The 26183-nt window shown below is 40.3% G+C and carries 22 protein-coding genes; 12 read left to right on the top strand and 10 right to left on the bottom strand.

Translation table 11 applies throughout. The annotated features are described in order from the left end of the window. The first annotated feature begins 13 nt into the window (after positions 1–13). Genes AADY36_RS18675 through AADY36_RS18660 form a run of 4 tightly spaced genes read left to right on the top strand, consistent with a single transcriptional unit; the run spans position 14 to position 4387 of the window. Positions 14–826 carry a hypothetical protein gene (locus AADY36_RS18675; protein ID WP_055021863.1) on the top strand — a complete coding sequence of 271 codons (813 nt, stop codon included), beginning with the start codon at positions 14–16 and terminating at the stop codon, positions 824–826. Continuing rightward, positions 826–1866, top strand: a complete 1041-nt coding sequence (locus AADY36_RS18670) for an extracellular solute-binding protein (protein ID WP_055021864.1) — start codon at positions 826–828, stop codon at positions 1864–1866. The genes AADY36_RS18675 and AADY36_RS18670 overlap by 1 nt, the downstream gene beginning before the upstream one ends. Continuing rightward, a complete protein-coding gene (locus tag AADY36_RS18665) occupies positions 1866–3365 on the top strand; it encodes an ABC transporter permease (protein ID WP_342409458.1) in 1500 nt (499 codons plus the stop codon). The genes AADY36_RS18670 and AADY36_RS18665 overlap by 1 nt, the downstream gene beginning before the upstream one ends. 11 nt (positions 3366–3376) lie before the next feature. Next, a complete protein-coding gene (locus AADY36_RS18660; protein WP_054563066.1) occupies positions 3377–4387 on the top strand; it encodes an ABC transporter ATP-binding protein in 1011 nt (336 codons plus the stop codon). 463 nt (positions 4388–4850) lie between these two features. Here the strand turns inward: AADY36_RS18660 and AADY36_RS18655 are convergent, their stop codons facing one another. Both AADY36_RS18655 and AADY36_RS18650 read right to left on the bottom strand, forming a co-directional pair. Continuing rightward, positions 4851–7970, bottom strand: a complete 3120-nt coding sequence (locus tag AADY36_RS18655) for a TonB-dependent receptor (protein WP_342409457.1) — start codon at positions 7968–7970, stop codon at positions 4851–4853. 34 nt (positions 7971–8004) lie between these two features. Beyond that, positions 8005–8868: a S1/P1 nuclease gene (locus AADY36_RS18650; RefSeq protein WP_342409456.1), complete on the bottom strand. Its 864-nt coding sequence runs from the start codon at positions 8866–8868 to the stop codon at positions 8005–8007. Positions 8869–9087: 219 nt separating this feature from the next. Here AADY36_RS18650 and AADY36_RS18645 point away from each other — a divergent pair, with 219 nt between their 5' ends. Next, on the top strand, positions 9088–9990 hold the full coding sequence (locus AADY36_RS18645) for a hypothetical protein (protein ID WP_342409455.1): 903 nt from the start codon (positions 9088–9090) through the stop codon (positions 9988–9990). Beyond that, entirely contained in the window at positions 9977–10924 is a 948-nt protein-coding gene (locus tag AADY36_RS18640; protein ID WP_342409454.1) for a hypothetical protein, read from the top strand. Before AADY36_RS18645 ends, AADY36_RS18640 begins: the two co-directional genes overlap by 14 nt. 58 nt (positions 10925–10982) lie before the next feature. Here the strand turns inward: AADY36_RS18640 and ushA are convergent, their stop codons facing one another. The 3 genes from ushA to AADY36_RS20890 all read right to left on the bottom strand — a co-directional run bounded on the left by ushA (position 10983) and on the right by AADY36_RS20890 (position 13163). After that, positions 10983–12590 (bottom strand): bifunctional UDP-sugar hydrolase/5'-nucleotidase UshA, encoded by a 1608-nt coding sequence (ushA, locus tag AADY36_RS18635; protein ID WP_342409453.1) that lies wholly within the window; start codon positions 12588–12590, stop codon positions 10983–10985. Positions 12591–12665: 75 nt separating this feature from the next. Then, positions 12666–12863 carry a hypothetical protein gene (locus AADY36_RS18630; protein ID WP_054563072.1) on the bottom strand — a complete coding sequence of 66 codons (198 nt, stop codon included), beginning with the start codon at positions 12861–12863 and terminating at the stop codon, positions 12666–12668. Positions 12864–13094: 231 nt separating this feature from the next. Further along, a complete protein-coding gene (locus AADY36_RS20890) occupies positions 13095–13163 on the bottom strand; it encodes a hypothetical protein (protein ID WP_350338400.1) in 69 nt (22 codons plus the stop codon). On the opposite strand from AADY36_RS20890, the gene AADY36_RS18625 reads away from it, so the two are divergent. Continuing rightward, entirely contained in the window at positions 13141–13848 is a 708-nt protein-coding gene (locus AADY36_RS18625; RefSeq protein WP_446728750.1) for a peptidylprolyl isomerase, read from the top strand. The two genes, AADY36_RS20890 and AADY36_RS18625, sit on opposite strands and share 23 nt — an antisense overlap. A 314-nt stretch (positions 13849–14162) precedes the next feature. Here the strand turns inward: AADY36_RS18625 and AADY36_RS18620 are convergent, their stop codons facing one another. Then, positions 14163–14576, bottom strand: coding sequence for an MAPEG family protein (locus tag AADY36_RS18620; protein ID WP_054563074.1), 414 nt, complete (start codon positions 14574–14576; stop codon positions 14163–14165). Between the two features lie 166 nt (positions 14577–14742). Here AADY36_RS18620 and AADY36_RS18615 point away from each other — a divergent pair, with 166 nt between their 5' ends. The 3 genes from AADY36_RS18615 (at position 14743) to AADY36_RS18605 (ending at position 18700) form a co-directional block, all read left to right on the top strand. Further along, the gene (locus AADY36_RS18615) at positions 14743–17628 is read left to right on the top strand and encodes an insulinase family protein (protein WP_342409451.1); all 2886 of its coding nucleotides are present in this window, start codon (positions 14743–14745) and stop codon (positions 17626–17628) included. 172 nt (positions 17629–17800) lie between these two features. Beyond that, positions 17801–18205, top strand: coding sequence for an NUDIX hydrolase (locus AADY36_RS18610; protein ID WP_054563077.1), 405 nt, complete (start codon positions 17801–17803; stop codon positions 18203–18205). Positions 18206–18208: 3 nt separating this feature from the next. After that, positions 18209–18700, top strand: a complete 492-nt coding sequence (locus tag AADY36_RS18605; protein ID WP_342409450.1) for a GNAT family N-acetyltransferase — start codon at positions 18209–18211, stop codon at positions 18698–18700. On the opposite strand, the gene AADY36_RS18600 is transcribed toward AADY36_RS18605, so the two are convergent. Genes AADY36_RS18600 through AADY36_RS18590 form a run of 3 tightly spaced genes read right to left on the bottom strand, consistent with a single transcriptional unit; the run spans position 18683 to position 22184 of the window. Further along, positions 18683–19294 carry a PqiC family protein gene (locus AADY36_RS18600; RefSeq protein WP_342409449.1) on the bottom strand — a complete coding sequence of 204 codons (612 nt, stop codon included), beginning with the start codon at positions 19292–19294 and terminating at the stop codon, positions 18683–18685. The two genes, AADY36_RS18605 and AADY36_RS18600, sit on opposite strands and share 18 nt — an antisense overlap. Further along, a complete protein-coding gene (gene pqiB, locus AADY36_RS18595) occupies positions 19294–20949 on the bottom strand; it encodes an intermembrane transport protein PqiB (protein WP_055021213.1) in 1656 nt (551 codons plus the stop codon). The genes AADY36_RS18600 and pqiB overlap by 1 nt, the downstream gene beginning before the upstream one ends. Next, the gene (locus AADY36_RS18590; RefSeq protein WP_054563081.1) at positions 20946–22184 is read right to left on the bottom strand and encodes a PqiA/YebS family transporter subunit; all 1239 of its coding nucleotides are present in this window, start codon (positions 22182–22184) and stop codon (positions 20946–20948) included. Before AADY36_RS18590 ends, pqiB begins: the two co-directional genes overlap by 4 nt. 140 nt (positions 22185–22324) lie before the next feature. Between AADY36_RS18590 and AADY36_RS18585 the strand changes: the two genes are divergently transcribed. Beyond that, complete coding sequence (locus tag AADY36_RS18585) at positions 22325–23101, top strand: substrate-binding periplasmic protein (RefSeq protein WP_235576247.1); 777 nt, start codon at positions 22325–22327, stop codon at positions 23099–23101. On the opposite strand, the gene AADY36_RS18580 is transcribed toward AADY36_RS18585, so the two are convergent. After that, positions 23090–23890, bottom strand: a complete 801-nt coding sequence (locus tag AADY36_RS18580; RefSeq protein ID WP_342409448.1) for a thioesterase family protein — start codon at positions 23888–23890, stop codon at positions 23090–23092. The genes AADY36_RS18585 and AADY36_RS18580 overlap by 12 nt on opposite strands. A 239-nt stretch (positions 23891–24129) precedes the next feature. Here AADY36_RS18580 and dnaK point away from each other — a divergent pair, with 239 nt between their 5' ends. Then, positions 24130–26052, top strand: coding sequence for a molecular chaperone DnaK (dnaK, locus tag AADY36_RS18575; protein ID WP_055021216.1), 1923 nt, complete (start codon positions 24130–24132; stop codon positions 26050–26052). The last annotated feature ends 131 nt before the right edge of the window (positions 26053–26183 follow it).

Raw genomic sequence — 26183 nt, 5'->3', positions numbered from 1 at the left:
GGATGTCCCCCCTATGAAATTAGCGTTAAACACCGTTAAAACACTAGGTCTTAGCCTAGTATTAGCATCTACTTTTATTGCCCAACCTGTATTGGCAAATGGCCCAATTGGTGAGCACGTTAATCATCTTAAAGAAAATTTAAAAGATTACTCAGAAGACGTTGAGTGGATGATCGGTAAAGTTGACACCATGGTTACCGATTATGAAACAAAAGGCGCAAAAGCAGTTAAAAGCGATGATTTAATTGAATACTGGGAATCAGTAAAGTTTCACAGTGCGATTGAAACGAATTATGTGCCGGTTTATGCATCAATCTGGCAAGGCATTTATGGTATCAAAATGGCCATTGATGACAAAAAACCAGCAAGCGAAGTACGTAAGCACCAAAAGGCCTTAAATGCTGCCTTGTGGCAGGGTCTTGGAGCTGTTAAACTTGCTGCCGACTTCCAGCAAAAAGGCTTATTAAAAGCTGTAAAAGCAACTGCTTCTGAAACAATGACGCAAAGCGCTACTATCGATGAGATCAAACATAAATTAGACCGTGTTGTTGCAAAATACGCAGAACGTTTAAGCGATGAAGCAACCCAAATTGTACACGATACTTACCTTCACTTATTCGAAGGTGTTGAAGGTACACTTATCGAAAAAGATGCGAAGTTAGTAGAAGTTCTCGAAAAAGATTTTAACGTAACCCTGCCTAAAGCTATTTCTGACAAAGGGTCTGTTGACCATGTACGTGCAGTGGTTGTTGATATGCAAGAAAAACTAGATCGCGCTAAGGTGTTACTAGAAGAAGCCGAAAAAGCACGTAAGGATGTATTTTAGTGAAGCGTAGGACCTTTATTCAAGGCCTGGCTGCGTTTGGGGTGGTGGGCGCAATGCCGCTACCTCTTTCTCGTGCCTTTGCAGCCTCTGCTGCAAGCCCAATTTCAGTGAAAGACTTACCCGCCCTAGAGGGTGACTTAACCTTATATTTAGGCCGTGGTGAAGGTGGTTTGTACGAAAACGTACTGCAATCAATCCAAAAGAAAAACCCTAAACTTAATTTATCAATTCGCCGTGGCCCAACTGCTGCGCTTGCCAACATGATTGTGGCTGAAGCGAAAGCGGGTGTTAAACGTGCTGATTTATTTTGGGCCGTTGATTCAGGTGCGATTGGCTTAGTAACGGATGCAGGTTTAGCTAAAGCTTTACCATCTGATTTAGAAGCGCAATTACAACCGCAGTTTCGCTATCCGGGCTGGGCACCAGTGACAGGTCGTATTCGTACATTACCTTACAACACTAATCGTTTATCAAAAGATCAGATCCCAGATAGCATAATGGCTATTGCCGATAGCGATTTATCAATTGGTTGGGCACCGGCTTATGCTTCTTTCCAATCATTTGTCACGGCAATGCGTATTCTTGAAGGTGAAGATAAAACGGCTAAATGGCTTAAGAAAGTTCAAAAACGTTCGAAAACCTATGCCGGCGAGCTTGGCGTAGTGATGGCCGTTGAACGTGGTGAAGTTGATATTGGTTTTGCAAACCATTATTACACCTTACGTCTTAAATCAGGTAAACCAGATGCAAACCTTGATCTTGCTTTTACCAATCAAGATGCCGGTTGTTTAGTTAATGCATCAGGTGTGTTATCGCTGACAGATAACCCGAACGCAATGAACTTTATGCGCTACTTACTAAGCTCAGAAGTACAAAGCTACTTAGCACGTGAAGCCTACGAAATTCCATTGATCCAAGGTATTGATCAGCCGGCAGGATTACCAGCCTTAGCGGATGTGTCACCGCCGAAAATCGATTTAACTCAATTGGCAGATTTAAGGCCAACACTCGACCTTATGCGCAGTAGCGGTGTTTTATAATGCGCATACCTGCTTCTTATCCCATGGCGCTGCTTGCAGCGCTTTTGGCGTTAGTGCCAGTTTATATTCTGATCACTTTAGCCAGTGATGCGACGGCTGTTTTTGATAGTCACAATTTAAAAATTCTTGGTAACACTTTATCACTTATGGTGTTAACTGTTTTAGGCTCTATTTTAATTGGCGTGCCTCTGGCGTTTATTAGTGCCTATGTTCAACTTCCTTTTAAAAAGCTTTGGCTTGTTTTGTTTGCAGCTCCGCTTGCTATTCCAAGTTATATTGGCGCGTTTACCTTGTATGCAGCATTTGGCCCCGGTGGTGAAATTAATCAGCTGTTGGGCTTTGAAACGCCGCCTATGTATGGCTTAACGGGTGCTGCCATTGTAATGACGCTTTATACGTTTCCGTTTGTAATGCTTACAACGCGTTCGTCTTTACTGAGCCTTGATGCCAGCATGGTAAACGCGGCTCGCACTTTAGGTATGTCGATGCCGATGAGTGTGTTTAAAGTCATATTACCGCGTGTAATAAACGGTATAGCAGCGGGCTCATTACTGGTTGCGCTTTATACCTTATCAGATTTTGGTACACCGGCGATGATGCGCTTAGACACTTTTACTAGGGTGATCTATGTTGAATATAACGCCTTTGGTCTAAGCCGAGCAGCGATGTTATCGCTACAATTAATGGTGATAGTAGGCTTTTTACTGTTCATCGAATCACAAATTAAAACAGCTTCTGAGCGCCACGGTAGACCGCTGATGTTATTCCCATCTAACGGGCAAAAGTTAGCAATGCTGGTAACTTTTCTACCGGTTTTATTATTGGCTATTTGTTTACCGTTAGCCATTTTTACCCTTTGGCTTGCCCGTGATGGTGTTGCTGATTTTGATTTCAGCATAGCGTGGAATTCTGCTTATGCATCTGGCATCGCGGCTATTGTCGCTGTTGTGGTTGCTGTGCCTGTAGCGCACGCTGCACTAAGCGGTAAAGTAGGGTGCATTATGGAACGGGTTACTTATTTCGGATTTGGTATCCCGGGTATAGTGATGGGTACTGCACTTGTTTATGGTGGCCTGCAATTACCGCTTTTATACCAAACTCTGGCATTATTAGTGATTGCCTACGTGCTACGCTTTTTACCGCTGGCAGTTGGCTCTGTACGTACCAGCACTGAACACTTAGATTCGAGTTTAATCAAATCAGCACGCGTATTAGGTGCCAGCCCTCGTGAAGCATTTATGCGTATTACCTTGCCTTTAACACTACGCGGTATCATTGCTGGTGCCGCCTTGGTATTTTTAGAATCAATGCGAGAGCTTGAAGCGACCTTATTACTTGGTCCAACAGGCTTTGAAACCCTATCAACTTATTTATGGCGTGTTTATGAAGCCGGTTATTTCGGTCGTGCTGCCATTCCTGGGCTCTTGTTAGTAGTGATATCAGCATGTGGCTTAGCTATAATGCTCTCAGGCGAAAAGCGCAGTCAATTAGAACATTAAGGATCAGTTTAATGCTATCAGTTAGTAAGCTGTCTATCGATTATGGTAGCAATCGTGTGGTAAGTGAACTTAACTTATCACTTGGGGAAAGTGAGATCCTCATGCTAGTTGGTCCAACTGGCTGTGGTAAAAGTACAATTTTACAAGCGTTAGCTGGGCTTATTCCTATCAGCGAAGGCGAAATTAATTTAGGCTCATGGCGTGCAACACCCAAATTAAAAGTACCACCAGAAAAACGAAAAGTGGGTATGGTCTTTCAAGATTTTGCGTTATTCCCGCACTTAACAGTGCAGCAAAATATTTGCTTTAGATTAACCGATACCTCAAAAGCTGATCATTGGATTAAGTTACTGGGTCTTGAAGCATTTCGTGATAAAAAGCCCGCTACCTTATCAGGTGGTCAAAAGCAGCGTGTAGCACTTGCGCGTACACTAGCTCACGAACCTGACTTCGTATTACTTGACGAGCCTTTATCAAACTTAGATGCAGCTTTAAAAGACACCCTTCGTTGGGATATTCGTAATGCATTAAAAGATGCTGGTGTACCTGCTATTTGGGTAACCCATGACCAAGAAGAAGCCTTATCTGTAGGTGACCGTGTTGGTGTACTTAAAGAAGGGATTATTCAGCAAATAGATACCCCTGAACGCTGTTTTAGCTTACCAAGCAATCGCTTTGTAGCGCGTTTTTTAGGTGAAGCAAGTTTCATTGCCGGCAATTGTGAAGGTGATATTGCCACCACTGATTTAGGTAATGCACCAGCTATTAGGGTTGATCATGATACTGCAAAAGTTGATGTATTACTTCGCCCTGATGATATTCACCTTATTCAAAATGCAGCTACTAGCAATGGTAAAGTGACATGGGTACGTTATGAAGGTGGCAGCCGTTTATGCGCGGTTAAATTAGCGTGTGATACTGTAGTGACAAGCCGTGTTAGCCATGAAGTGATGGTTCGCCCTGGTGATGCAGTGCATGTATCTATTAACACAACACACCCACTTGCGGTTTACGCAGCTTAAATAAAAATATCTGTGCAGGTCTAAATGGCCTGCATTTTTTAGAAAGCTTTCAGCCATCAGCTGTCAGCCATCAGATGCAATATGAATACGAGTTTTTAGCCCTCAGCCATCTGACGCGATGTGAAATCGCTGCTACCTAGCAACTTGCTAACTTTCCCCTAGAAGCTTTACTCTCGTAACTCTTATCTCGTAACTCTTATCTCGTAACTCATTTCAATAACCAAGCCAGTCCTACGAAAAGATTTATCAGGTATTAGGCTCTAGGCTCTAGGCACTAGGCACTAGGACGCGATGTAAAATCGCTGCTACTAGTAAATTTCTAACTTTACTCTTGGAGCTTTACTCTTGCTAACTTTCCCCTAGTAGCTTTACTCTCGCAACTAGCAACTCGTTAACTTCTCTAAAACGTAAAAAGCCCGCCAGTAGGGGCGGGCTTTTGTTTTATAACAAGGTTAACTCGTTATTAGAATGTGTAACGTACACCTACACGCATTTCCCAAACTGATGCGCTGCTTTGAGTTGCAGTTTTACCATTGTTAGGGTTGAAGTCTGAGTATACGTAACGACCTTGGTCATCAGTTTTTACTGTAACCATGCTGTTACCAACAAAGCTACCTTTCTTAAGTACGCCCCAGTCATCGTTTAACATGTTTGTTAAGTTATCGATAACGAAGAATACTTCACCTTTGTGACCAGGCATGAAACCAGGTAACTCTTGAGTCATCTTGAAGTTAACTTTAGTGAACCAATCAGCATTTTGACGGTTACGACCAGAGATTTCACCACGAGCTAAACCTTGAGCAGAAATCCACTCGTTAAATTCATTAACCTCATCTGCAGTCATGTCGTAAACAACGTTAGGGTCATTCACTTCAGGGATATACATTAGCTGACGGCCGCCGTTTGAGTTGCTATCACCCCAAACGCCGTCTGAATCATCAAATGTATAGCTGTAAGGAAGACCTTTGTATGTTTCACTGAATAGGTTGAAACGTGTGTTGTAACCATCGAACAGCTCAGTTGTGTAACCTAATGTCATGGTAAAGCGATGTGGGATCTCGTAATCAGATGTGTGTGCACCTGGGTTAGTTGGATCGTATGTCGCTAAGTTACCGTAGTTTGAGCTCGCTACCGAGCTAGTCATAGGGTTAACATCTGTTGAATCAGTGTAAGCGTAAGCTAGTTGTACGCTAATGCCGTTATCAAAACGCTTGCTCATTGCAGCAGAGATAACATGAGACTCACCGCTATCGCCACTTACGTTAGTAAGAAGTAAATCGCCACGACGACCTTCTTTAGACTCAAGAATTGGACGACCATCAAACGTTGTTTCACCTGAATCTTGTAACGCGATATCTTCCAGGAATGCAGCATCTTTACGTTTAGTGAATAAGTAATCTAGTGAGAATACATACTCATCTTCAGTTGTGTATGTTGCACCAACTGAATATTTCCACTCAGACGGCATTTCGAAGTCTGGGTCAACAGCGTTTACAGATGAATCACCTGAACCAATTACTGTGTTTGCAACTTCATCGTACAAGCTTTGTGGTACTTCGTAACCTGGTGTGCCGCCGTTCACGTTTGGCGTAGCAAATAGGTCAACACCACCTCTGATTGATGTACCAATGTTAGTGATACCATCATTCGAGTATGAGTTAGATAGCCATACATTCGGGTTACCACCAGAGAATAAGCCAACACCTGCACGTACTTCTAGTGCATCTGTTGCGTACCACTCAAAACCAACACGTGGTTGAATTAAATCGATGCCGTCGAATGTTGCTTGGTTGCTGAAACCGTAGCGGTTAGTAAAGTTTTCATTGTAGTTAGGTTTGTCGTCACTTGTGTATTTGTCGTAACGAAGACCAAACGTTAATGTTGCATCTAAATCTGTGAAGCTGTACTCATCTTGCACATATAAAGTGTGTTGTGCATAAGAGAAGTTAGCCGCAGCATCTGTTGGATCGTTAGTACCAGCCGCATTGTTGTAATAAACACGATCTGCAAAACCGGCTTCAAAATCATCTACAGATTTAAAGCGCCACTCACCTTGAGTGTGCTGAACGAATTGGTTGAATACGTCTAATTCTTCAAATTCATAGCCAGCAGTAATCGTGTGTTGATCAAGGTAGTATGTACCCGCAATTTTTGCTGTCACTGTTTCGTAGCTAAGAGCATTTGATTGACGAGAATCATCTGGACCGATATAGATAGTACCACCGTCTTCTGTACGAATTTGCATTTCACCGAAGCTGCTTGCTGCATCTAAAGAGCGAACAGTCTGATCTAACTCTGATTTACCTAAACGAATCTCAGTTGAAAATTCATCTGACCAATCAGAGTAAAGTGAACCAATGATTGATGTAAATTCAGCACTTTGCTTGAAGAAGTGATTATCTAAAGTAACAGTGTTGCTGTAAGCATCTGATTGAGAAAGTGTAAAACCATCGTTGTAGTTATAGATTAAGTTTGCACGGTGGTCATCATTGATGTTCCAGTCTAACTTAACTAAGATTTTTTCATCTTCAACAGGTGCGCTTGATGGCATGCCACCTGCGTCATAACCGTAAACGTCTTGAGCGATTTGTTGTACACGAGAAACATCTGCTGCTGTAACACTACCAGTGTCTAGGCCGCCGTAGTTGTATTGTTTTACACCTTCAAGTTTTTCGTAAGATGTGAATAAGAAAAGGCTATCTTTAATCAGTGGTAGACCAACGTTGAAGCCGTAACGTTTTTCAGTGTAATCACCGTTATCGTAGTCTTCACCTTCGATTTTGTCGCCTTTCATTGAATCATTTGTGTAATCGAAGAACATACCGCCGTGTACTTCGTTACCACCTGATTTAGTAACAGCGTTGATGTTACACGATGTGAAACCACCATATTGAACATCAAAAGGTGCAAGCTCCACTGCCACCTGCTCAATTGAATCGAAAGAGAAAGGAGCGCGGATTGTAGGGTAACCGTTTGAGCTTAAACCAAAGTTATCGTTCATACGAACGCCGTCAAGCGTTAAGCTGTTAAAGCGAGGGTTACCACCACCACAGTTGATTGAACCACGGCTATCATCAATTGTTACACGTGGGTCGATACGAACGATATCTTTTAAGTCACGGTTGATAGCTGGTTGGTTTTCTAAATCTTCAAGTGTGAACGTTGCAGCTGGGCCTGTACCACCAGACATACGGCTGATAGGACGACCAGTAACTACGATTTGTTCTACATCAGATTGTCTCTCTAACGTAACATTAACTGGGTAGTCAGCACCCACTTGTAGGTTGATGTTGTTGAATGTTTGATCTGCGAATACGTCAGAATCTACAACAACGCGGTAAGGACCACCTACACGTAGGCCTTTTGCTGTGAAGTAACCCGCATCGTTCGTTTCAGTTTCTTTAGTTGAACCTGAAGGTAAGTGAACGATAGTAATCTTAGTGCCTGCAGCTGGGTTGCCGCTAGGACCTTTGATTTGACCCTTGATAGCAGATGTTGTTTCATTTGCTAACGCTGCACCACTCACACCAACACATGCTGCAATAGCAAGTGATAGAGCTGTTTTGCGGAGTTGGATTTTCATTATGTTATTTCCCGTGTTAGAGGTTATGTTTCATTTATAGTTTGCTGTCAGTTGGCATCTTAAGTGCCTTTACTAACGGTTTTGCTGATTTATCAAATAAGTTATTTAATAAACCTGCCAATCTTATCCCGCCTTGTTGTAGGCGAGTTTTAACAATCGGTAAGTTTTTATAGATATAACTATAACTTACGTTTGTTTCATTTTCTTTATACAGAGAGTTTGCAATATTATTTGATTCGATTAACCAATCGCTAGGAGAACCGGCAAGATAGTCCGTTATTAACGCTTGATTTGTTGTATTTATAAATTGCGCAAACTCAGTATAGGACAAATTTTCATTTTCAATGAGTTTCGTGTCCCACAAGCTATGTAAATTGGTATCTTGACCGAAGAATGTGACAGAAATATTGTTGCCGCCACGATCTTCACCGCGACCGGCATGAAAAGGTTGATGGCTATCGCCAACAAGATGAACTAAAAAACGCAGTGCGAACTGTTTTTCACCTAGAGAAGCTTTTTGGTTTTGTAATACTGAGATTGAATATTCCATGCCTTCGAGGATATCTGACACGGTTTCTTTGTTATGGTGGGTATTTGAGTCGTAATGAGGTTTGGCTTCACCTTCTTTAAAGTTAATGTAATGCCAGCGCGAAGATTTCTTTTGCCAGAATTTTTCTGGAGCAGAACGCATTTCATCAGCCCACGTTGCTACCTGTGGTAAAGAATCACCATCAAGTAAAGGAACTAATGCTTGCTTGGTGGTGTCTGTAATATGCTTAGATGCAATTTCACCAATAATACGGTGGCCATTCTGACCCCATGCATTAGCAGGGTTACTTAACACCGCAGAAATAACTGGTGTCGATAACAGCAACATTTTTATTGTTTTTTGTAACATTGACTCAGTGTCCAAAAATGAATGTGCCCTGAAGCACGATTTCTTGATGCATATTTTCCTGAATTTAAAAGCAAATAGAAAGGACTCAATAAGATTCATAATTTCTTGTTCATATATGTTATTTATCAATAACTTAAAATATTCAGGTAAAATTACTTGTTGTAATAAGTAAGAATAATTGTTCAAATAGAGACAACGGAGCGTTGTTGGCTATTAAAATTGAATTTAAGAACAATACTAATAAAAAAATCGTCGATTGTTACATTTTTGTTTCTAGCAGTTATTTTGTTTTTTTATATCGGAATTTTGCAGGGCAAACCGGCTGTATCTGATATAGATGCATTTATTGAAACGTCTTTTCAATGTGATACTAAGTCAGAGGTTAACCTTAACGAGTTGGTGGTGTATTCATCAGGCAAAGTATTGGCTGAGGATGTAGCTAAAACTTTGTGCGCTGATGACATCATTAGTAAACAATACGGCAAGGTCACCTCTTATTGGGGTTATAAAACTTCAGACACAATTGAGTTTTTAGGTAAAGGGATTGCAGATTTGATCCTGGCTAAAGAAAACTTGATTAATGCCTTTATGGCCGAGTCAACATATAACTACCAAGCAGTTGTTGGCTTTCCTGACTACACAGCTTATTTAATTTCTAGTAAAGAAAAGCCACGCATTGAAAAAAGCTACTTTTTAGATAAACGTATTGGTTTGCTTGATTACCCAACGAGCCGCTCTGGACACATTCTCCCTAAACAATTATTTAAAAAATTAGATATCAACCTAGAAAACCTTAATATCACTTACGCAAGTTCGCATAGTGAATTAAGAGAGCTGCTTGCAAGTGGTAAGGTCGATTTAATTTCTTCTTATTGGCAAGACAGCGACCAGCAACGTTTTTCTAAAAACTACATTACGCCTATACGCGACAATATAAGTGGTAGTCGTTGGTATTTAAAAATGCAGGATGAAAACACCGACCTTTTATGTGCAGTTCAAGCGCAGTTAACCCAATTGGCACACAATCAAAATTCTCACTACTTTAATCATGTTGAGTCTTTTTGGAAATGTGAGTCGACTCAGCAAACAATGAAAGTAGGGGATAGCAATGCTGCCAATTAGAGTAAAACTTGCTTATGGCGGAGTATTTATAAGCTGTTGCCTGGTTTTATTTGCCAGCTTTATTACAGCAAAAGCTTATAAGACAACAACTAATGATGCCCTGACTCTAGCAAAAGTTGAAAACCGCATTGCCCTTGATTTAAACCATTTAAATTTACCTGATGATTTTTTAAAGCATTCAGGTAGTAAAGATATGGTACTCAATTATATCGCGCGTCTTAATGCACAATTAGCTGACTCAGGCGTGATGGTTTACTCCATTGAGGGGATCTCTGATTATCCTGCTCGTGCAGATTTAATCACTAAGCAATTGCATGCACCACAAAAATCATTAACGGTTAGCTTTGTTGTGGCATCGTCTTTATTTGCTAAAGATGATATCGCAGTGTTTATTTTGGTGTGTTTATTTGCCGCGGCATTTACTTACTTATTATTTATAAGTGAACGCACTAAAATCCAAATTGCTAAACACGAACCAGAAGTTGCAATTCAGGCAGAAGAAAAGCCTAAATTGATAGTCGATCTTCAAAATAAAACCTTGGCTGCTAGCTGTGCTGTTGATAAAACGGTTGCACTTGCTAATAAGCCGCTGTGCTTTTACCTTGCATTGGTTGAGTTTTGTATTGAACATCCAGATGTAGTGCTTAATCAAAATAAAGATGTACCAGAAGAATTACTGACTTTAGCGAACAAGTATTTTTACCGGTTAGTAGAGCTTGGTCACACGATACGTAAGCGCCCAAACTTTACCAATAGTTTAGAAAAAACATTAAGTGAAATTCGGGCTGCACTTGATGAAGTTTGGCAAGAGCAGCCTGAGATAAAAGAAACCTATTATCCACCTAAGGCCCATGGTGAAGGCTCCCGTTCTCGATTACATCATTACGGATTGAAAGCGATCGAGATTGCCGATATTGAAGTCATTGGGAAGTAATCTAGTTTAAAAGTAAAAAGGGAAGTCACTGGCTTCCCTTTTTCTATTTAAGTAGTCTTTATTTAGGGGCGTAATCAGCCGCTTTAACAGGACTATTTTGCTCAAAGAAACGTTTTAATGCCTGTGCATCTGTATCATCTGTACTCACAAAGCCTTTTTTATTGGTAAGAGTAGGATAGCCATCACCACCAGAGGCATTATAGCTGTTAATGCTCATGCGATAAGTTTTAGCCATATCAAGTGGCTTTCCAGCAATTTTAACATCAGATAAAGTGTCGTTAATGCGTTTAAAGCTTAGCTTATAATATTGTAAGTAGGCACCTGAATCAGGTGGGAAAGAAGTAACAACTTGTAAGTAGTCAAATAGCTCTTGGCCTGTCATATCAATATAGGTGATACGGTTTTTAAAAGGATGAACTTTTAAAATATCTTTATAACTTACATCGCCTGCTTGAATGCTATCGCGAATACCGCCACCGCTTATCAAACCAAAATCAGCACCCACTGACTGCATTTGTGCAGCAATAATAACGCGTGCTAAGTTTACTTGCTCATAGCGTACTTTATTGCGATCACCTTCAAGTTTTGCATCCACGTTACCTATTTTACCAGCAATTTGTGCTGCGCCTTTTTGCTGATAAACCGCAAGGATGTCTTGTAAGTTTTTGTTTGGTTCAATGTACTCAGCCGCTAGCTTTTTATTACCGTTTTCATCATCGATATAAAGATTTACAGGAATAAGTGAGTAATTGAGCAAAGTTAATTCATCGTTTTCTAATTTGAATTCAGCTTTACCAACATATTTACCCCACTCATGGGCTTGCATGATCCAAGTACCATTTTGTTGGTCAGGCTTACACTCTTTACCTGGCATAAAGCTTTTGTCAGCAACATTGGCTTCTTTCATACACACAGGCTCTTGTGAATGACCGCCAACAATAATATCAAGCATCCCTTTTGGTAAATTGCGCGCCATAGTGACATCACCGGGTGCGTTAATACCAAAGTTAGCATCAACATAGTGACCCATGTGAGTAACAGCGATGGTAATATCTGGGTTGTATTGTTTATCAATTTCTGGAGCTAACTTTGCAGTAACGTCTGTAGGGTCTTTAAATTCTAGACCACCGATATATTGCGGGTTACCGATTTTAGCGGTATCTGTGGTGGTTAAGCCTATTACAGCAATTTTAAGTCCATTCTTTTCAAAGATTTTATAGCCTTGGTAACGAGTTTCACCGGTTGTTTTATCGATGATATTTGCTGATAGAAAAGGGAAGTTTGACCATTTTTGTTGTTGATCAAGTACTGCCAGTGGATTATCAAACTCATGGTTACCAATTGCCATGGCATCATAACCAATTACCGACATACCTTTAAAATCGGGCTCCGCGTGTTGTAAGTCAGACTCTGGAATACCCGTATTGATATCGCCACCAGAAAGCAGTAAAACAGCATGACCTTGTGCTTTGGCTTCGGCTTTTAGTCGATCAATTAAAGTCTTACGAGCAGCCATGCCATATTCACCTTGTTCGTTATGCCAAAAACGACCATGGTTATCATTAGTATGAAGCAGAGTTAAATATTTGGCTGAATCAGTATTATTAGAAGAGGAGCTACATGCGGTTAGGGTAACCAGTAGCGATGTTAGTAAAAAAAAGCGCATAATTGTTTGCCTGAATAGAGCAGTAGGTTAATTATGCGCTTAGTTTAAACGACTTAAGTTTAAATTAAATGTCTTTTATAAACTTTTGTCGCTATTTTCTGTATTTAGTTGTCCTGTTGCGGCAAGTTGTCTGCGTTGTAGTTCTTGTTCTGCGTAATGAGACTTTTGATGATTATTGCCGACCATCCAATTTAAAAAACTAGCGGGTAACTTACTATAAGGCTCACCTTGGTGTAGGCCAAAATCGCATATTGCGTTCTCTTCATTCGCCATGGTTCATTCCTGTGTGTTCATTGTTGTCGTGCAGATACTAACAAACTGAGCCTATTTGATAAGACGATTTTGATTTATTCTTTAAATTTTTTATAACCATAATGAATACACGGTGTAAATTAATGTAACTGAGATGTAATTGCTTTGGCGCGTTTTGTGTAACTGTTTTGTTTGCTATTTAAGCGTCTGTCTATTTTGTTTAAGCTTCTTGCAGTTATATAATAAAAATTATCAGGAAAGATAAACAATGAAAAAACATCTACTTGCAACTGCTTTATTGGCTAGCTGTTTTACAGCCAATGCTACTATTGTTGAAATGCAGACAGATCTGGGCAGTATTACTGTTCACCTTTATGATCAACACACACCTATTACCGTTGAAAACTTTTTAAACTATGTTGCAGATGGCAGCTACGACGGTACGGTTATCCATCGCTCAGTTGATAACTTTGTATTGCAAGGTGGTGGTTTTAAGTTTGATACTGATTTTGAGGCGATAGAAACTGCTGACGCTATTACCAATGAGCCAGAGCTGTCGAATGTTAAAGGTACCATTGCAATGGCCAAGCTTGGTGGTAATGCTAATAGTGCGACAAGTCAGTGGTTTTTCAATTTAAAAGATAACAGCGCTAACCTCGACTTACAAAATGGTGGCTTTACTGTTTTTGGTGAAGTAACTGTACAGAGTATGGATGTTTTAGAACAAATCACCTCTTTAGTTCATTGTGGAGAAATCCCAGTAGTAAATCTTAATGAAGAGCAGTGCCCAGATACAACATCAGGTTTCAGTGGTGAAAACTTATTTTACATTAACAGTGTGACTGTGATTGATGATGATCCGAATTCGTCTGCTTCTTTATCACCAAAAGAGAACACGCTAATTGATGAAGATAACTCTTCAGACAATGATGGTAGTAGCTCAGGCGGGAGTCTTGCGTGGATGCTATCTTTATTAGCTCTTGCAGGCTTTAGTCGTCGTAAATGATTCCGTATACCCAAACCACCTCAAGATGCGAGTTTCAGTTGGAATTAAAAGCGATTTAGGCAAGGCATTGATTGCAAGTAATAGAGGTTCTATTGTTAAAATCAATAACGCAGTATAAATCGCTTTTAAACCAACCCTCTGGGCGCTTCACAGGCACTTACTCTCATCGTTGTTACTTCTTAAAAGGGGATGCCATTCTTGCAAAGTAACGCCTTGATACTAAGCACCTGTGAAACGCTGAATTCTGCATCTTGAGGTGGCTTGGGTATATATAAGGCGCTTAAAAGCGCCTTATTTCTTTGTATTGATGATTATTAGAAAATTCTAACTAAAATCAGCACCCACATTATTAGCATTATAAAGCTACTGATAACGAAACTATAATAGCGCGCCTTCAAGGTGTTTGAAGTTAAGTGTATTACGCTATGAATAATTCTTAATGCAACATAAACCCAAGCAAGGGCAACAAATACAGTACCAACAGCATTGACTTGCAGAGCTGTTAAACACGCAATAAAAAACAGCACAGGCATTTCGAATTGATTGATAAAGTTACGATCTGCCACGCGAACATTATCCCCAGCCTTTTCAAGCTCCATTGTTAAGAAGTCTTTCATCTCGATGGTTTTTTGTTTTGCAGCACGAAAACGACGCTTACCCATAATGTACATGACTGCAAAAGTCAGAAAGACCTGAGTGAACATTGCTACAATTAGCCACTTTTCCATAGCTCATCCTTTGTTATAGTTATTGCTATTAATCTTAACCGTAAGTATTGCATTTTCACAATGTGTTACAAAGTTTTGCTGTAACTTAGCTGAAAAGCATTGAATTGCGGCGCTCGAAAACACATGATAAATAAAAATTTATTCAATTTCTAATGGATACAAAATAATGAAAAAAATAATGGGACTCAGTGCAATCGCTTTTGCAGTGTTAGCTGGTTGTTCTTCTACTTCTACCACAACGCCTCCTGCAGCTAATACTAACCTTATTCCTGACTCGTTAGTTATCAGCCCAAACGACACCCGTGAGTACAAAACATTAAAACTAGATAACGAAATTGATGTAATTTTGATTTCAGATCCTAGTGCTGAAAAATCAGCTGCTGCTTTGAGTGTAGGCGTTGGTTTATTGCACGACCCTATGTCGCAACAAGGCATGGCGCACTACCTAGAGCATATGTTGTTCCTTGGTACAGACCGCTACCCAGACACTAAAGGTTATAGTGATTTCATGACCAAAAATGGTGGCGCACATAACGCTTACACCTGGTTAGATATCACAAACTACATGTTCAAAGTAAACAATGATGCCTACGACGAAGCACTTGACCGCTTTGCTGATTTCTTTAAATCACCAAAGCTTTACCCTGAATACACAGACAAAGAAAAAAATGCGGTAAACGCAGAGTGGTCAATGCGTCGTGAAATGGACTTTTTTGGCCAATTTAAACTGGCACGTCAAATGATGGGCTCACACCCTGCAAACCGTTTCTTAATTGGTAACCTAGAAACTTTAGGTGACAAAGAAGGCAGCAATCTGCATAAAGAAACCGTTGCTTTCTATAACAAATATTATTCATCGAACATTATGAAAGTGGCGATGATCTCAAATCGTCCACTGGCTGAAATGGAAGCAAAAGCTAAACAGTATTTCGCTGATATTGAAAACAAAAAAATCGAAAAACCAACGGTGACTGATAAGTTAGACTTTTCTGTTGCTGGCGGAAAGCGTGTTTACTACTCACCAAATGAAGATGTAAAACAACTACAGTTAGAGTTCACAATTGCTGATAACAGTTCACAGTTTGCGGTTAAACCAAATCGTTTTGTTTCATACCTTTTAAGTAACGAAATGCAAGGCAGCCCAGCACAAATACTACGTGATAAAGGTTGGGTATCAGGTTTATCGTCTTCTGCTTCACCAACGCAATATGGGAACTACGGAAGCTTAACAGTTGATATTGAATTGACTGATGCCGGCATGCAAAACCGCGAAGAAATTGTTGCTATGGTTATGCAATATATTGCACTTATCAAAGATCAAGGTGTTGATAGCAAATACTTTAATGAAATTCGTACATCGTTAAACAATTCGTTTCAATTCCTAGAAAAAGGAGATGAGTTTGGTTATGTAAGTAACTTAACTGATAGCATGCAAAAGTTCCCTGTGAACAACGCAATTAACGCACCTTATTATTATGCAAAGTTTGATGCAGATGCGGTGCAAAATGTCCTTTCGCAATTAAACGAAGATACTTTACGTATTTGGTATATTTCAAAACAAGAAGAGACAGATTCACAGCTGCATTTTTACGATGGTAAATATCGTATTGAAGATATCAGTGAGTCAGAAGTTGCAAGCTGGAATAAACCAAGTGAATACGCGTTAGCATTACCAACAGTAAACCGCTTATTACCTGAAAGCTTTGCAATTAAAACAGCTGAGTTTAAACAACAAGCGCACCCTGAACTCGTATTTGATAAGCAAGGCGTTAAAGTTTGGCGTCAAGCAAGTCAGCAGTTTGCTGAGCAGCCTAAAGGTCTTGTTGAAGTTTACATTAATACGCCAGATGCCCTTGTGAATGTAAAATCACAGGTTCTTTACTCAATTTGGGCTGATCTTTATAACTTACAACAAAGTAAATTAAGCACAGAAGCCGCTGTTGCAGGTATGAGTTTAGGGTTACAGCCAAGTAATGGCCTTGTGTTATCGCTTAGTGGTTTCACTGATAAACAAGATGTCCTTTTAGCTCAGGCGCTTGAAAATCTAACCTTAGAGGTGTCTGAAGAAGGTTTTGCCCAAGCAATCGATCGTTTTAAGCGTGATTTACTAAATCAGCAAAAACAGTTCCCGTTCTATCAAGCATTCGGTGAGTACTCTAAGCTTACTCGTAGTGGTAAATTTAATACTGAAACCTTGATTGCTGCGGCAGATGCGCTTACCTTAGATGATTTTACGGCTATTAAGCAATCAACACTTGCTGCCAATGACTTACGCGTATTCACGTTTGGTAACTATAACCAAAATGATGTTGACGCTATTGCGAGTAAACTAACCGCTATTTTACCAAAAGGTCATGAAGCGACTGAGTTTGCTAGAAGTAAAGCCTGGTTGCCTCAGCCTGGTGAGCGTATCGTTTTACAAAAAGATATTGATGTAGCTGATGTAGCAATCATTGACATGGTTGTTCACCCAACCCCTGGCTATAAACAAAAAGCACAGGCACAAATTTTACAAAGCCACTTTAGAACCGTAGCGTTTGATAAGTTACGTACTGAAGAGCAATTAGCTTATGCGGTTGGTGCGTTAGCGCGTCCTATTGAAGATTACTCTGCATTGGGCCTATATATTCAAACACCGGTTAAAGGCCCTAAAGAGATGCAAGCGCGTTTTGATGAGTTCAAAAAGCAATACGCTGTTGAGCTTGATAACATGACAGAAGAAACATTTGCACAACTTAAAAATGCAACGCTTGTGTCTTTAAAAGAGCAACCTAAGAATTTAAGTGATGAAATGTCACCGCTTATTTCTGATTGGTACCGTGAAAACTTCAACTTTGACTCTAAAGAAAAGCTTATCGCTGAAGTTGAAAAAGTGACATTGGCTGATCTAAAAGATTACTACAAGAAAACGATGCTAAACAATGAAGCTGCGCGTTTAAACATTCAAATGCGTGGTAGTAAGTTTGCAGATAAGCCATTTGCTGATCTTAAAAACCAAACAAAAGTTGAAAACTTAGAGACGTATTACAAAGGCATTAAATTGCAAAAGTAACTTTATAGTTGATAAACAAAAGCCCAAGCAATTGCTTGGGCTTTTTTTTCGAAAAGGAAGCTTAGGAGAAATAACCCTGAGTATTAATTTAGTCAATAACAATTTTTATTGGAGTGATAATTACTTTACACTCATCAATAACGTCACTTTTTATTAATTGAGCAAATGGGTTATGGCATTTTCAGATACTTACAGACTCAGTAGCCATGCGGTTATCACCAACAACCAAGGTCAGGTGTTATTACTAAAAGCTGATTACGGTCAAAAAAGTTGGGGGCTACCTGGCGGAGCTTTAGATAAAGGTGAAACCATTCACCAAGCGTTGCTTCGTGAATGCCAAGAAGAGCTTAACTGTGATGTAGATATCGCTTATTTAAGTGGCGTTTATTATCACACAGCATTTAACTCTCATGCGTTTATTTTTCGTGCTTATATAGCTGATGACGCTGAGATAATGTTGAGTAATGAGCACACTGAGTATGGCTATTTCGATATTGACGAGTTATCTAAAGTACAAAAAGAGCGTGTTCTAGACTGCCTTAATTTTACCAATGATGTCGTTAGTAAGGTGTTTTAATATATGTTAGATATATACTTACGTGCCGGGCAGCCTGATGATGCGACTTTTATCGTTGAGCTTTTGAACCAAGCAACATTTTTAGAGCACATAGGAAATAAAAATATTAATACGCCCGCACAAGCTGAACATTATATTCAACAAACATTTATAAATAGCCACCAGCAATTGGGCTTTGGCAGTTATATTGTATGTTTAGCTGATGATACACCGGTTGGAATGGTAGGTCTCTTTCAGCGCGATGCGCTAGCTATTCCCGATTTAGGATTTGCCTTGTTAGCTAACTATGAAGGCAAGGGTATTATTACATCTGCTGCTCGGTTATTGATGGCAAAAAAACACGTATTAGAGCTTGGTGTGCTTGCTGCAATAACCTCGCAAACAAATATTGGTTCACAGAAGGTGTTACAGAAACTTGGTTTTGAGTTTATAGGCGATATCATCATTAACGATGACAATCAGCCTCTAAAACTCTTATTAAAGAGCAAGCTTTGATACTTCGTTTGCAACCTGTTTGTTGACCTTTAGCCACGTTGACTCAAGTGTTGCGACAAGCCCTTCGTAATCACTGTCTTGTAGTGGTGTAAGCTCATTAAAGTAATTGACCGCCTTTAACTTTCGGCCAGATTCAGGGTTTGTGTAGTACAAACGCCAAAGCCCTGCAATGTTGGCATTGCCTTGCTCATCGCCGTTGAAGTGATGTAGCTCATATTCTAATTCATAGAAACTTTGCTGATCTAAATCGGTGATCACCGGTAAACCTTTTATTACCATCCAATTACCAAGCTCAGTGTAAAGCTGTTGATGGGCACTGGCGGTTAACATTAAATCAGGTGATTCGCTCCATAAATGGTAGTTAGCAGCATTGACTCGGTTGTTGTCGAGAACCATAGCAATACCACGATTATTAAGCGCACCACGTAGCTGTACGGTATTAATTCTGAGCTGAGCTTGTGTATTCTCAGCTAAGCGCTGCATTGCAATAATTGGCTGCGAAAATTGATAATACTCAATAGTCGAGAATGACGTTTGACTGCAGGCCGAAAGTAATAGCGCTGATGCAACTGAAGCACAGAGTTTATAGTTCATTATTGTTTCCTCGGCGTTGGGTCTGCTGGTAGCTCTTTATCAAAGATCAACATATTAGGTTGCTGGTTTAAACCTCTTGTGAGTGGCTGCAGCTCTTCACTTAAACGTTTAAATTCAGATAAAGTTGTTTGCAACTGCTGGTGGAATGTTGAGCCTTGCTCATAACTTGCCATAGTTTTTTCAAATTGTTTCATTGTTTTATCGAACTGTTGCATGCTCTTAGTCATTTCTGCAAAGTTGCGATTAATATCACCCGGTAAGTCTTGTGTATCTTGCTTATTTAGTAGCTCTCTCATGTCATGAGCAAGCGCTTGGTACTCGGCAAAGGTGGTCTGCATTTGTGCCAAGCTATCTTCAATTTTAAGGTTATTTACTTTATTCAATACATCAGAGACTTGGTCGGCTATAACTGTAATACCGCTTGATACACTCGGGAATACGGTATATTCAGCTATCGTCTTTAACTCGGCGGGTTCTGCGTTATCGTAAATATCTAAGTCAACATACACCGCACCAGTGAGTAAGTTACCTGGCTTTAAAGAGGCTCGAAGACCATTTTTGATCCAGCCATCTAAACTCGAATACCAAAACTCGCGTGCTGCTGCACTGTCGTGGTAGAGGCGCCCATACTCAATTTTTATCAGGGCAGGTACTGCGGTGTTATCGGTTCTAAAGTGTGCAGGCTTACCATCTATTATCACACTTGCAGGTGCTTCAACTACACTACCGATGCGCATACCTCGGTATTCTACAGGAGCGCCAGCGCGTAAGCCGCGAATTGATTGCTCAAAGTCGATTAAGTAGTAGTCAAAATCGTAAAAGCGTTCTTCAAGCGCGGCTTTGTAACTATTACTTAATGAAAAGCTATGGCCGTTACTGGCAACTTCACCGGGCGCTTGTTGCTCAGGAATACCAACAGAAATACCGCCTTTGAGCAATTTACTTAACGAGCCTGTATTAACATTAATACCATCTGCAGAGAGGTCTATTTCGATGCCTGAGTTTACCCAGAAAATAGAGTTTAAGGTGATCAAGTTTTGATATGGCTCATTGATAAAAATGCCATATTTCATCGCTTGATTCTTCCAATCAAAGGTGGCGGTTTCTATTTGGCCAATTTTGTAATCTTTAAAGTAAATACCGGTACTCACATCAAGCACTTCTGCGTTATAACTTAATAGGGTGAAGCGCCCACCTTTTACATCTTTACCAATTAGAGCCGGTTCATCTTGTAGCTCAAATCTTTCGGCCAGCTTTTTACTCTCTCCCGGTGCAAATTCTAAATACACACCAGAGAGTAGGGTACTCATGCCGCTTATGCCGGTATCGTCAATCCGTGGTTTTACCACCCAAATTTTCGCATCATCTGTGAGTAAATCGTCGTAATGTTTATCGATTTGCGCCCGTGCGATAACGCTATTTTGTTTATCTGATAAACGAACATGGTCGATTTGGCCAATCTTCACGCTACGTACTTTTATTTCCGTTTTACCGGCCACAATACCTTCTGCATGAGGCATTTTGATAAAAATGGTGGTGCCTTTATTTGCTTGATACTGGTACAACATCCATGCGCCGATTAATAAGGCAATAACTGGAATGATCCAGATTGCTGATATATTTGGCGCTGTTTTTATTTTAGCGGTTTCGCTCATGCCAAGGTCTCTTGTTTCGCAGTACTTAAGTTATCTGGGTTATCCCACAATAAACGTGGATCAAACGCATGGGCTGCCAACATCTGGCAAATAACCATGGTTGTAAAAAATATTGTGCCAATGCCAGGTGTTACTGACATTAAGTTTCCGAGTTGCACTAAGGCTACTAGAATCGCCACAACAAATACATCGATCATTGACCATTTACCAATAAATTCAGTCAATTGATAGATACGTGTATAGCTTTTAGTTTGTCTGTTTGCTGGCCTCATCACCATAAAACATAAAAAACTTAATATTAGCGCTTTGGCAAGGGGAACAACCACACTCGCTAAAAAGATGATCATTGCGATAGGGTACGAACCACTATTCCATAAAATCATTACGCCACCAATAATAGTTGATGGAGTTTCATCGCCAAGGCTTGTGGTGTACATAATAGGATAGACATTGGCTGGAATATAACAGGCCACTGAGGTTAATAACCACGCTGCGGCTTTTTGCACACTAAAAGGATTACGACTGTAAGTTTTAGAGTCGCAGCGTGAACAGATTTCGGTCGCACACAGTTGCCCACAAACATGACATGCTCTTAATCCTTGATCAATAGCACGCGTGTTTGGCTTTGTTTGCTCTATGTATTCAGGTTCTTTTAATTGTTGCCATAAGGTGTGCTTATTTAATTTTGCTGTGGCTGCCACATAACAAATAACAAAAGCGCTATAGGCCCAAAAGCTTACACCAAATTCAATATCGGCCATCGACATGATTTTTACCATACTGACCATCACGCCAATTAAAAAAATCTCTGACATGATCCAAGGTTCTAACGCAAAGGTGGTTTTTAACAGTCTTTTTCCCCATTGATATGGTAACGCTTTTAGTAAGCCTAGGTGTAGTGGAATTATGAGTACTAATAAAAGAAGGGGCAGACCAATAATACTGGTGTCGATGAACAAACCTAAAAAGTCGTTGTCGTAATTAAAGAGAATACGAGCGGCATCGGGTAAGGTGATTGTTTGGGTAATACCACTACTGGTAAAAGACAGGAATGGATAAAACATACTACTCAGTAGCATAACAATAGCACTTAAACTTAGTGCGACCACCATACTATCTTGGTTAGCTTGCGATGCCGAAAGCTTTGTATTGCAATGAGGGCATATTGCCACTTGTTTTGCACTTAAGTGTGGGATCTCAATGACAAGATCGCAGCTAGGACAGGCTGTTTGCAAACTTTGGGTCTCTTAAACAAGAACTTAGTTAAGTTTGCATCAAATAGTGTATAAATTCAAATGCACCTTTGTTTAATATAAGCTAATATTTGTACAAAGCGATTACGCTTTTTAATACATTTAATTCTTTAAGGTGAGCAGTGAAGCAATTATTTATCCTTTTAATGTTGTTTGTTAGTGTTAAAGGTGAGTGTTTATCTGAGCCAAATACGCAAAAAACCATTGTTGTTGCTGCGAGCGCCTCTTTACCTCCTTATGTTATAGAAGACACTAACAGTGGCATTCAACTCGAAATATTGAAAGCTGCTTTCAAATCGCAAGGCATTTCTAATATCGATATCCATTACATGTCTAATAAGCGTGCTGAGCAGCAACTTATGCAGGGCAAGGTTGATATTGCGCTGAACTTTCCACCTGTACTTACTTCACATGTATATAAGAGCGATGAACTTCTCCGCTATCAAAATGTGGCGGTTAGCCTTGCTGATAAAGATCTTAAGATTAGTAGTATCTACGATTTAGCAGGTAAAAGCGTGCTTGCCTTTCAAAATGCGACTAATTTCATTGAAGCACCTTTTAAATCGGTTACTAACATTTTGCGTTCTTACGAAGAAGTAGTTAACCAAGAAGCGCAAGTTGATCACCTTATGAAAGGCTGGGTCGATGTAATTATCCTAGAGCGCCGAGTGTTTTTATATTATTTAGAAAAATATAAACAAAGCGCTGAGGTAAAACCTTTTATTGTGCATGCAATTTTTAAAGAAGCACCAAGACCTGCGTTTTTTTACAGTAAAACGTTAAAAAACACGTTTAATTTGGGTCTTGGTGAGATCATTGAGTCAGGCCAGTACCAAGCAATTATTCGCCTTGATGGTACTGAGTACGCGCAACTTTCAAAGCCTGAGTTACGCGAATAACGCGACGGTTTGGCGGCTCAGCGCAATTAGCTTTCCGCTTTCACTCCAAATACAACCATCTTCTAGCCCATAGCCATCCTTACTATGATGTGTAACTGCTTCGTAGCCAATCCAAGCATCATTGGCAATTGCAGGCTCTTCAACAAATTCTATGTACCACGACATGCTACTTGCTGGTGCAGGTTGCTTATACATCTGTAATAAGGTTGGTGGCCATGCATCTGTTAGGGCGATGATATGGGCTTCAGTCATTTGCTCTGGTACATGTTTGAATTTCATCCAACCACCTAAATGTGAGGTGTCTGCTCCAGAGAATGGCATATTACCGTCTTGTAAACACAGTGCCACATGTTGGAAAAATGCCGGCATCACGCCTTCTTTATAAGGTAGGATGAAACGCTCATCAACCGGTTTTAGCTGCATAGTTTTAGTTACATCTACACGAACATTGGACTGACGCTCAGCCCCAAAACAGGCTTGTGTAATAACACAAACATCGCCATTTTGAATCACTTTTGCTAGTACCTGCGCACTGTTTTTGCCTTCACGTAAGACTTCAACGTCGATTGAAAAATCATTGTCAGCGATTAACGGGCCAACAAAGTTAGTGCTTAAAGATAGTAAGCGGCGAGAGCTATCGATATGCTGACGTATAGCTTGATATAATAAAGCTGCAGATAATCCACCAAACGCTGTGCGGCCTTGGCACCAGTTTTCTGGAAACTGCATTACTTTTGTTTTGTCTTTGCCTAGTTCAGTTGCCATGGCGAGTAATTGTTCAAAATGCATAATTTTCCTTAACATTTATTGTTATGGTGTTTGTTATAGCATAGCCAAAGTCATCAGACTAGTTTGTTTATCCTGCAAGCAGGCTGAGAAAACAGCGCTTTTTGTGGAAAAAACGTCCATTTCGAAAATATTTCAAAAAAAAGTAATTTTTTTTCATTTTTACAGTTGAATTCAGTTTCCTGCACCCCTATCTACTAGTCATCGAACGTTTTAACGAATTTTGAAGTTGGAGAAGATTCATGGGTAGAATTATTGGAATCGATTTAGGTACTACTAACTCTTGTGTAGCAGTACTAGACGGTGATAAAGCACGCGTTATCGAAAACGCGGAAGGCGATCGCACAACACCATCGATCATTGCATATACGCAAGACGGTGAAACATTAGTTGGTCAACCTGCAAAACGCCAAGCAGTAACTAACCCAACTAACACATTATTTGCAATCAAGCGTCTAATTGGTCGTCGTTTTGAAGACGAAGAAGTACAACGCGATATCGGTATCATGCCTTTTAAAATTGTAAAAGCTGATAACGGTGATGCATGGGTTGAAGCACGTGGCGAGAAACGTGCTGCACCACAAATTTCAGCAGAAGTGCTGAAAAAAATGAAGAAAACAGCAGAAGACTTCCTAGGTGAAGCTGTTACTGAAGCAGTAATCACAGTACCTGCATACTTCAATGACTCACAACGTCAAGCTACTAAAGATGCTGGTCGTATTGCTGGTCTTGAAGTTAAACGTATCATCAATGAGCCAACTGCCGCTGCACTTGCATACGGCATGGACAAAAATAAAGGTGAAAACGTTGTTGCAGTATATGACTTAGGTGGTGGTACTTTCGATATCTCTATCATCGAGATTGATGAAGTTGAAGGCGAGCACACATTTGAAGTTCTAGCAACTAACGGTGACACTCACTTAGGTGGTGAAGATTTCGATAACCGTGTTATCAACTACTTAGTTGAAGAGTTTAAGAAAGATCAAGGTATCGACCTTAAAACTGACCCACTTGCAATGCAACGTGTTAAAGAAGCTGCTGAAAAAGCGAAAATTGAACTTTCTTCTGCACAACAAACAGAAGTTAACTTACCGTACGTGACTGCTGACGCAACAGGTCCTAAGCACATGAACGTTAAAGTTACTCGTGCAAAACTTGAGTCACTTGTTGAAGACTTAGTAACTAAGTCAATCGAGCCACTTAAGCGCGCACTAGCTGATGCTGATTTATCAGTAAGCGACGTAAATGACATCATCCTTGTTGGTGGTCAAACACGTATGCCTCTAGTACAAAAAACAGTTGCTGAGTTCTTTGGTAAAGAGCCTCGTAAAGATGTTAACCCAGATGAAGCAGTTGCAGTAGGTGCAGCGATTCAAGGTGGTGTACTAGCTGGTGACGTTAAAGACGTACTACTACTTGACGTATCTCCGTTATCACTAGGTATCGAGACTATGGGTCAAGTAATGACAGCTCTAATCGAGAAAAACACGACGATTCCTACTAAGAAATCACAAGTTTTCTCAACAGCTGAAGACAACCAATCAGCGGTAACGATTCACGTACTACAAGGTGAGCGTAAGCGTGCAAGCGATAACAAATCACTAGGTCAATTTAACCTAGAAGGTATTCGCCCAGCACAACGTGGTACTCCACAAATCGAAGTAACATTCGACGTAGATGCGGACGGTATCTTACATGTATCTGCTAAAGATAAAGATACAGGTAAAGAGCAGAAGATCACAATCCAAGCTTCTTCAGGTCTAAGCGACGATGAAGTAGAAAAAATGGTTCGTGATGCTGAAGCGCACGCTGAAGAAGATAAGAAATTCGAAGAGCTAGTAGCAACTCGTAACCAAGCTGATGCAATGGTTCACGGTACACGTAAGCAAATCGAAGAAGCGGGTGATGCATTACCTGCAGAAGATAAAGAAGCAATCGAAGCTGCACTTACAGAGCTAGAAGCGGCGATTAAAGGTGATAACAAAGAAGAGATTGAAGCGAAAACGCAAGCTCTTGCTGAGAAGTCACAAAAGCTAATGGAAATTGCACAAGCTAAAGCACAGCAGCAACAAGGCGGTGCGGATGCAGGTGCTGAGCAATCTTCTGCAAAACAAGACGACGATGTTGTTGATGCAGAGTTCGAAGAAGTGAAAGACGACAAGTAATTGCTTGTTTCGCTTCTGCCTAACGCAATAATGGCTGCTTTGTTTAGCCAATTAAGTTAGGATGAAATGATTGAGGCGCGCCAGCGATTTCGCTTGACGCGCCTTTTGCATGTATATAAACGGTAAATTGA

The organism is Pseudoalteromonas sp. D15MCD-2 (genome assembly GCF_038562745.1).
Taxonomy (GTDB): domain Bacteria; phylum Pseudomonadota; class Gammaproteobacteria; order Enterobacterales; family Alteromonadaceae; genus Pseudoalteromonas.
The sequence above is the reverse complement of the archived record's forward strand: the minus strand, read 5'-3'. Positions and strand labels throughout refer to the sequence as shown.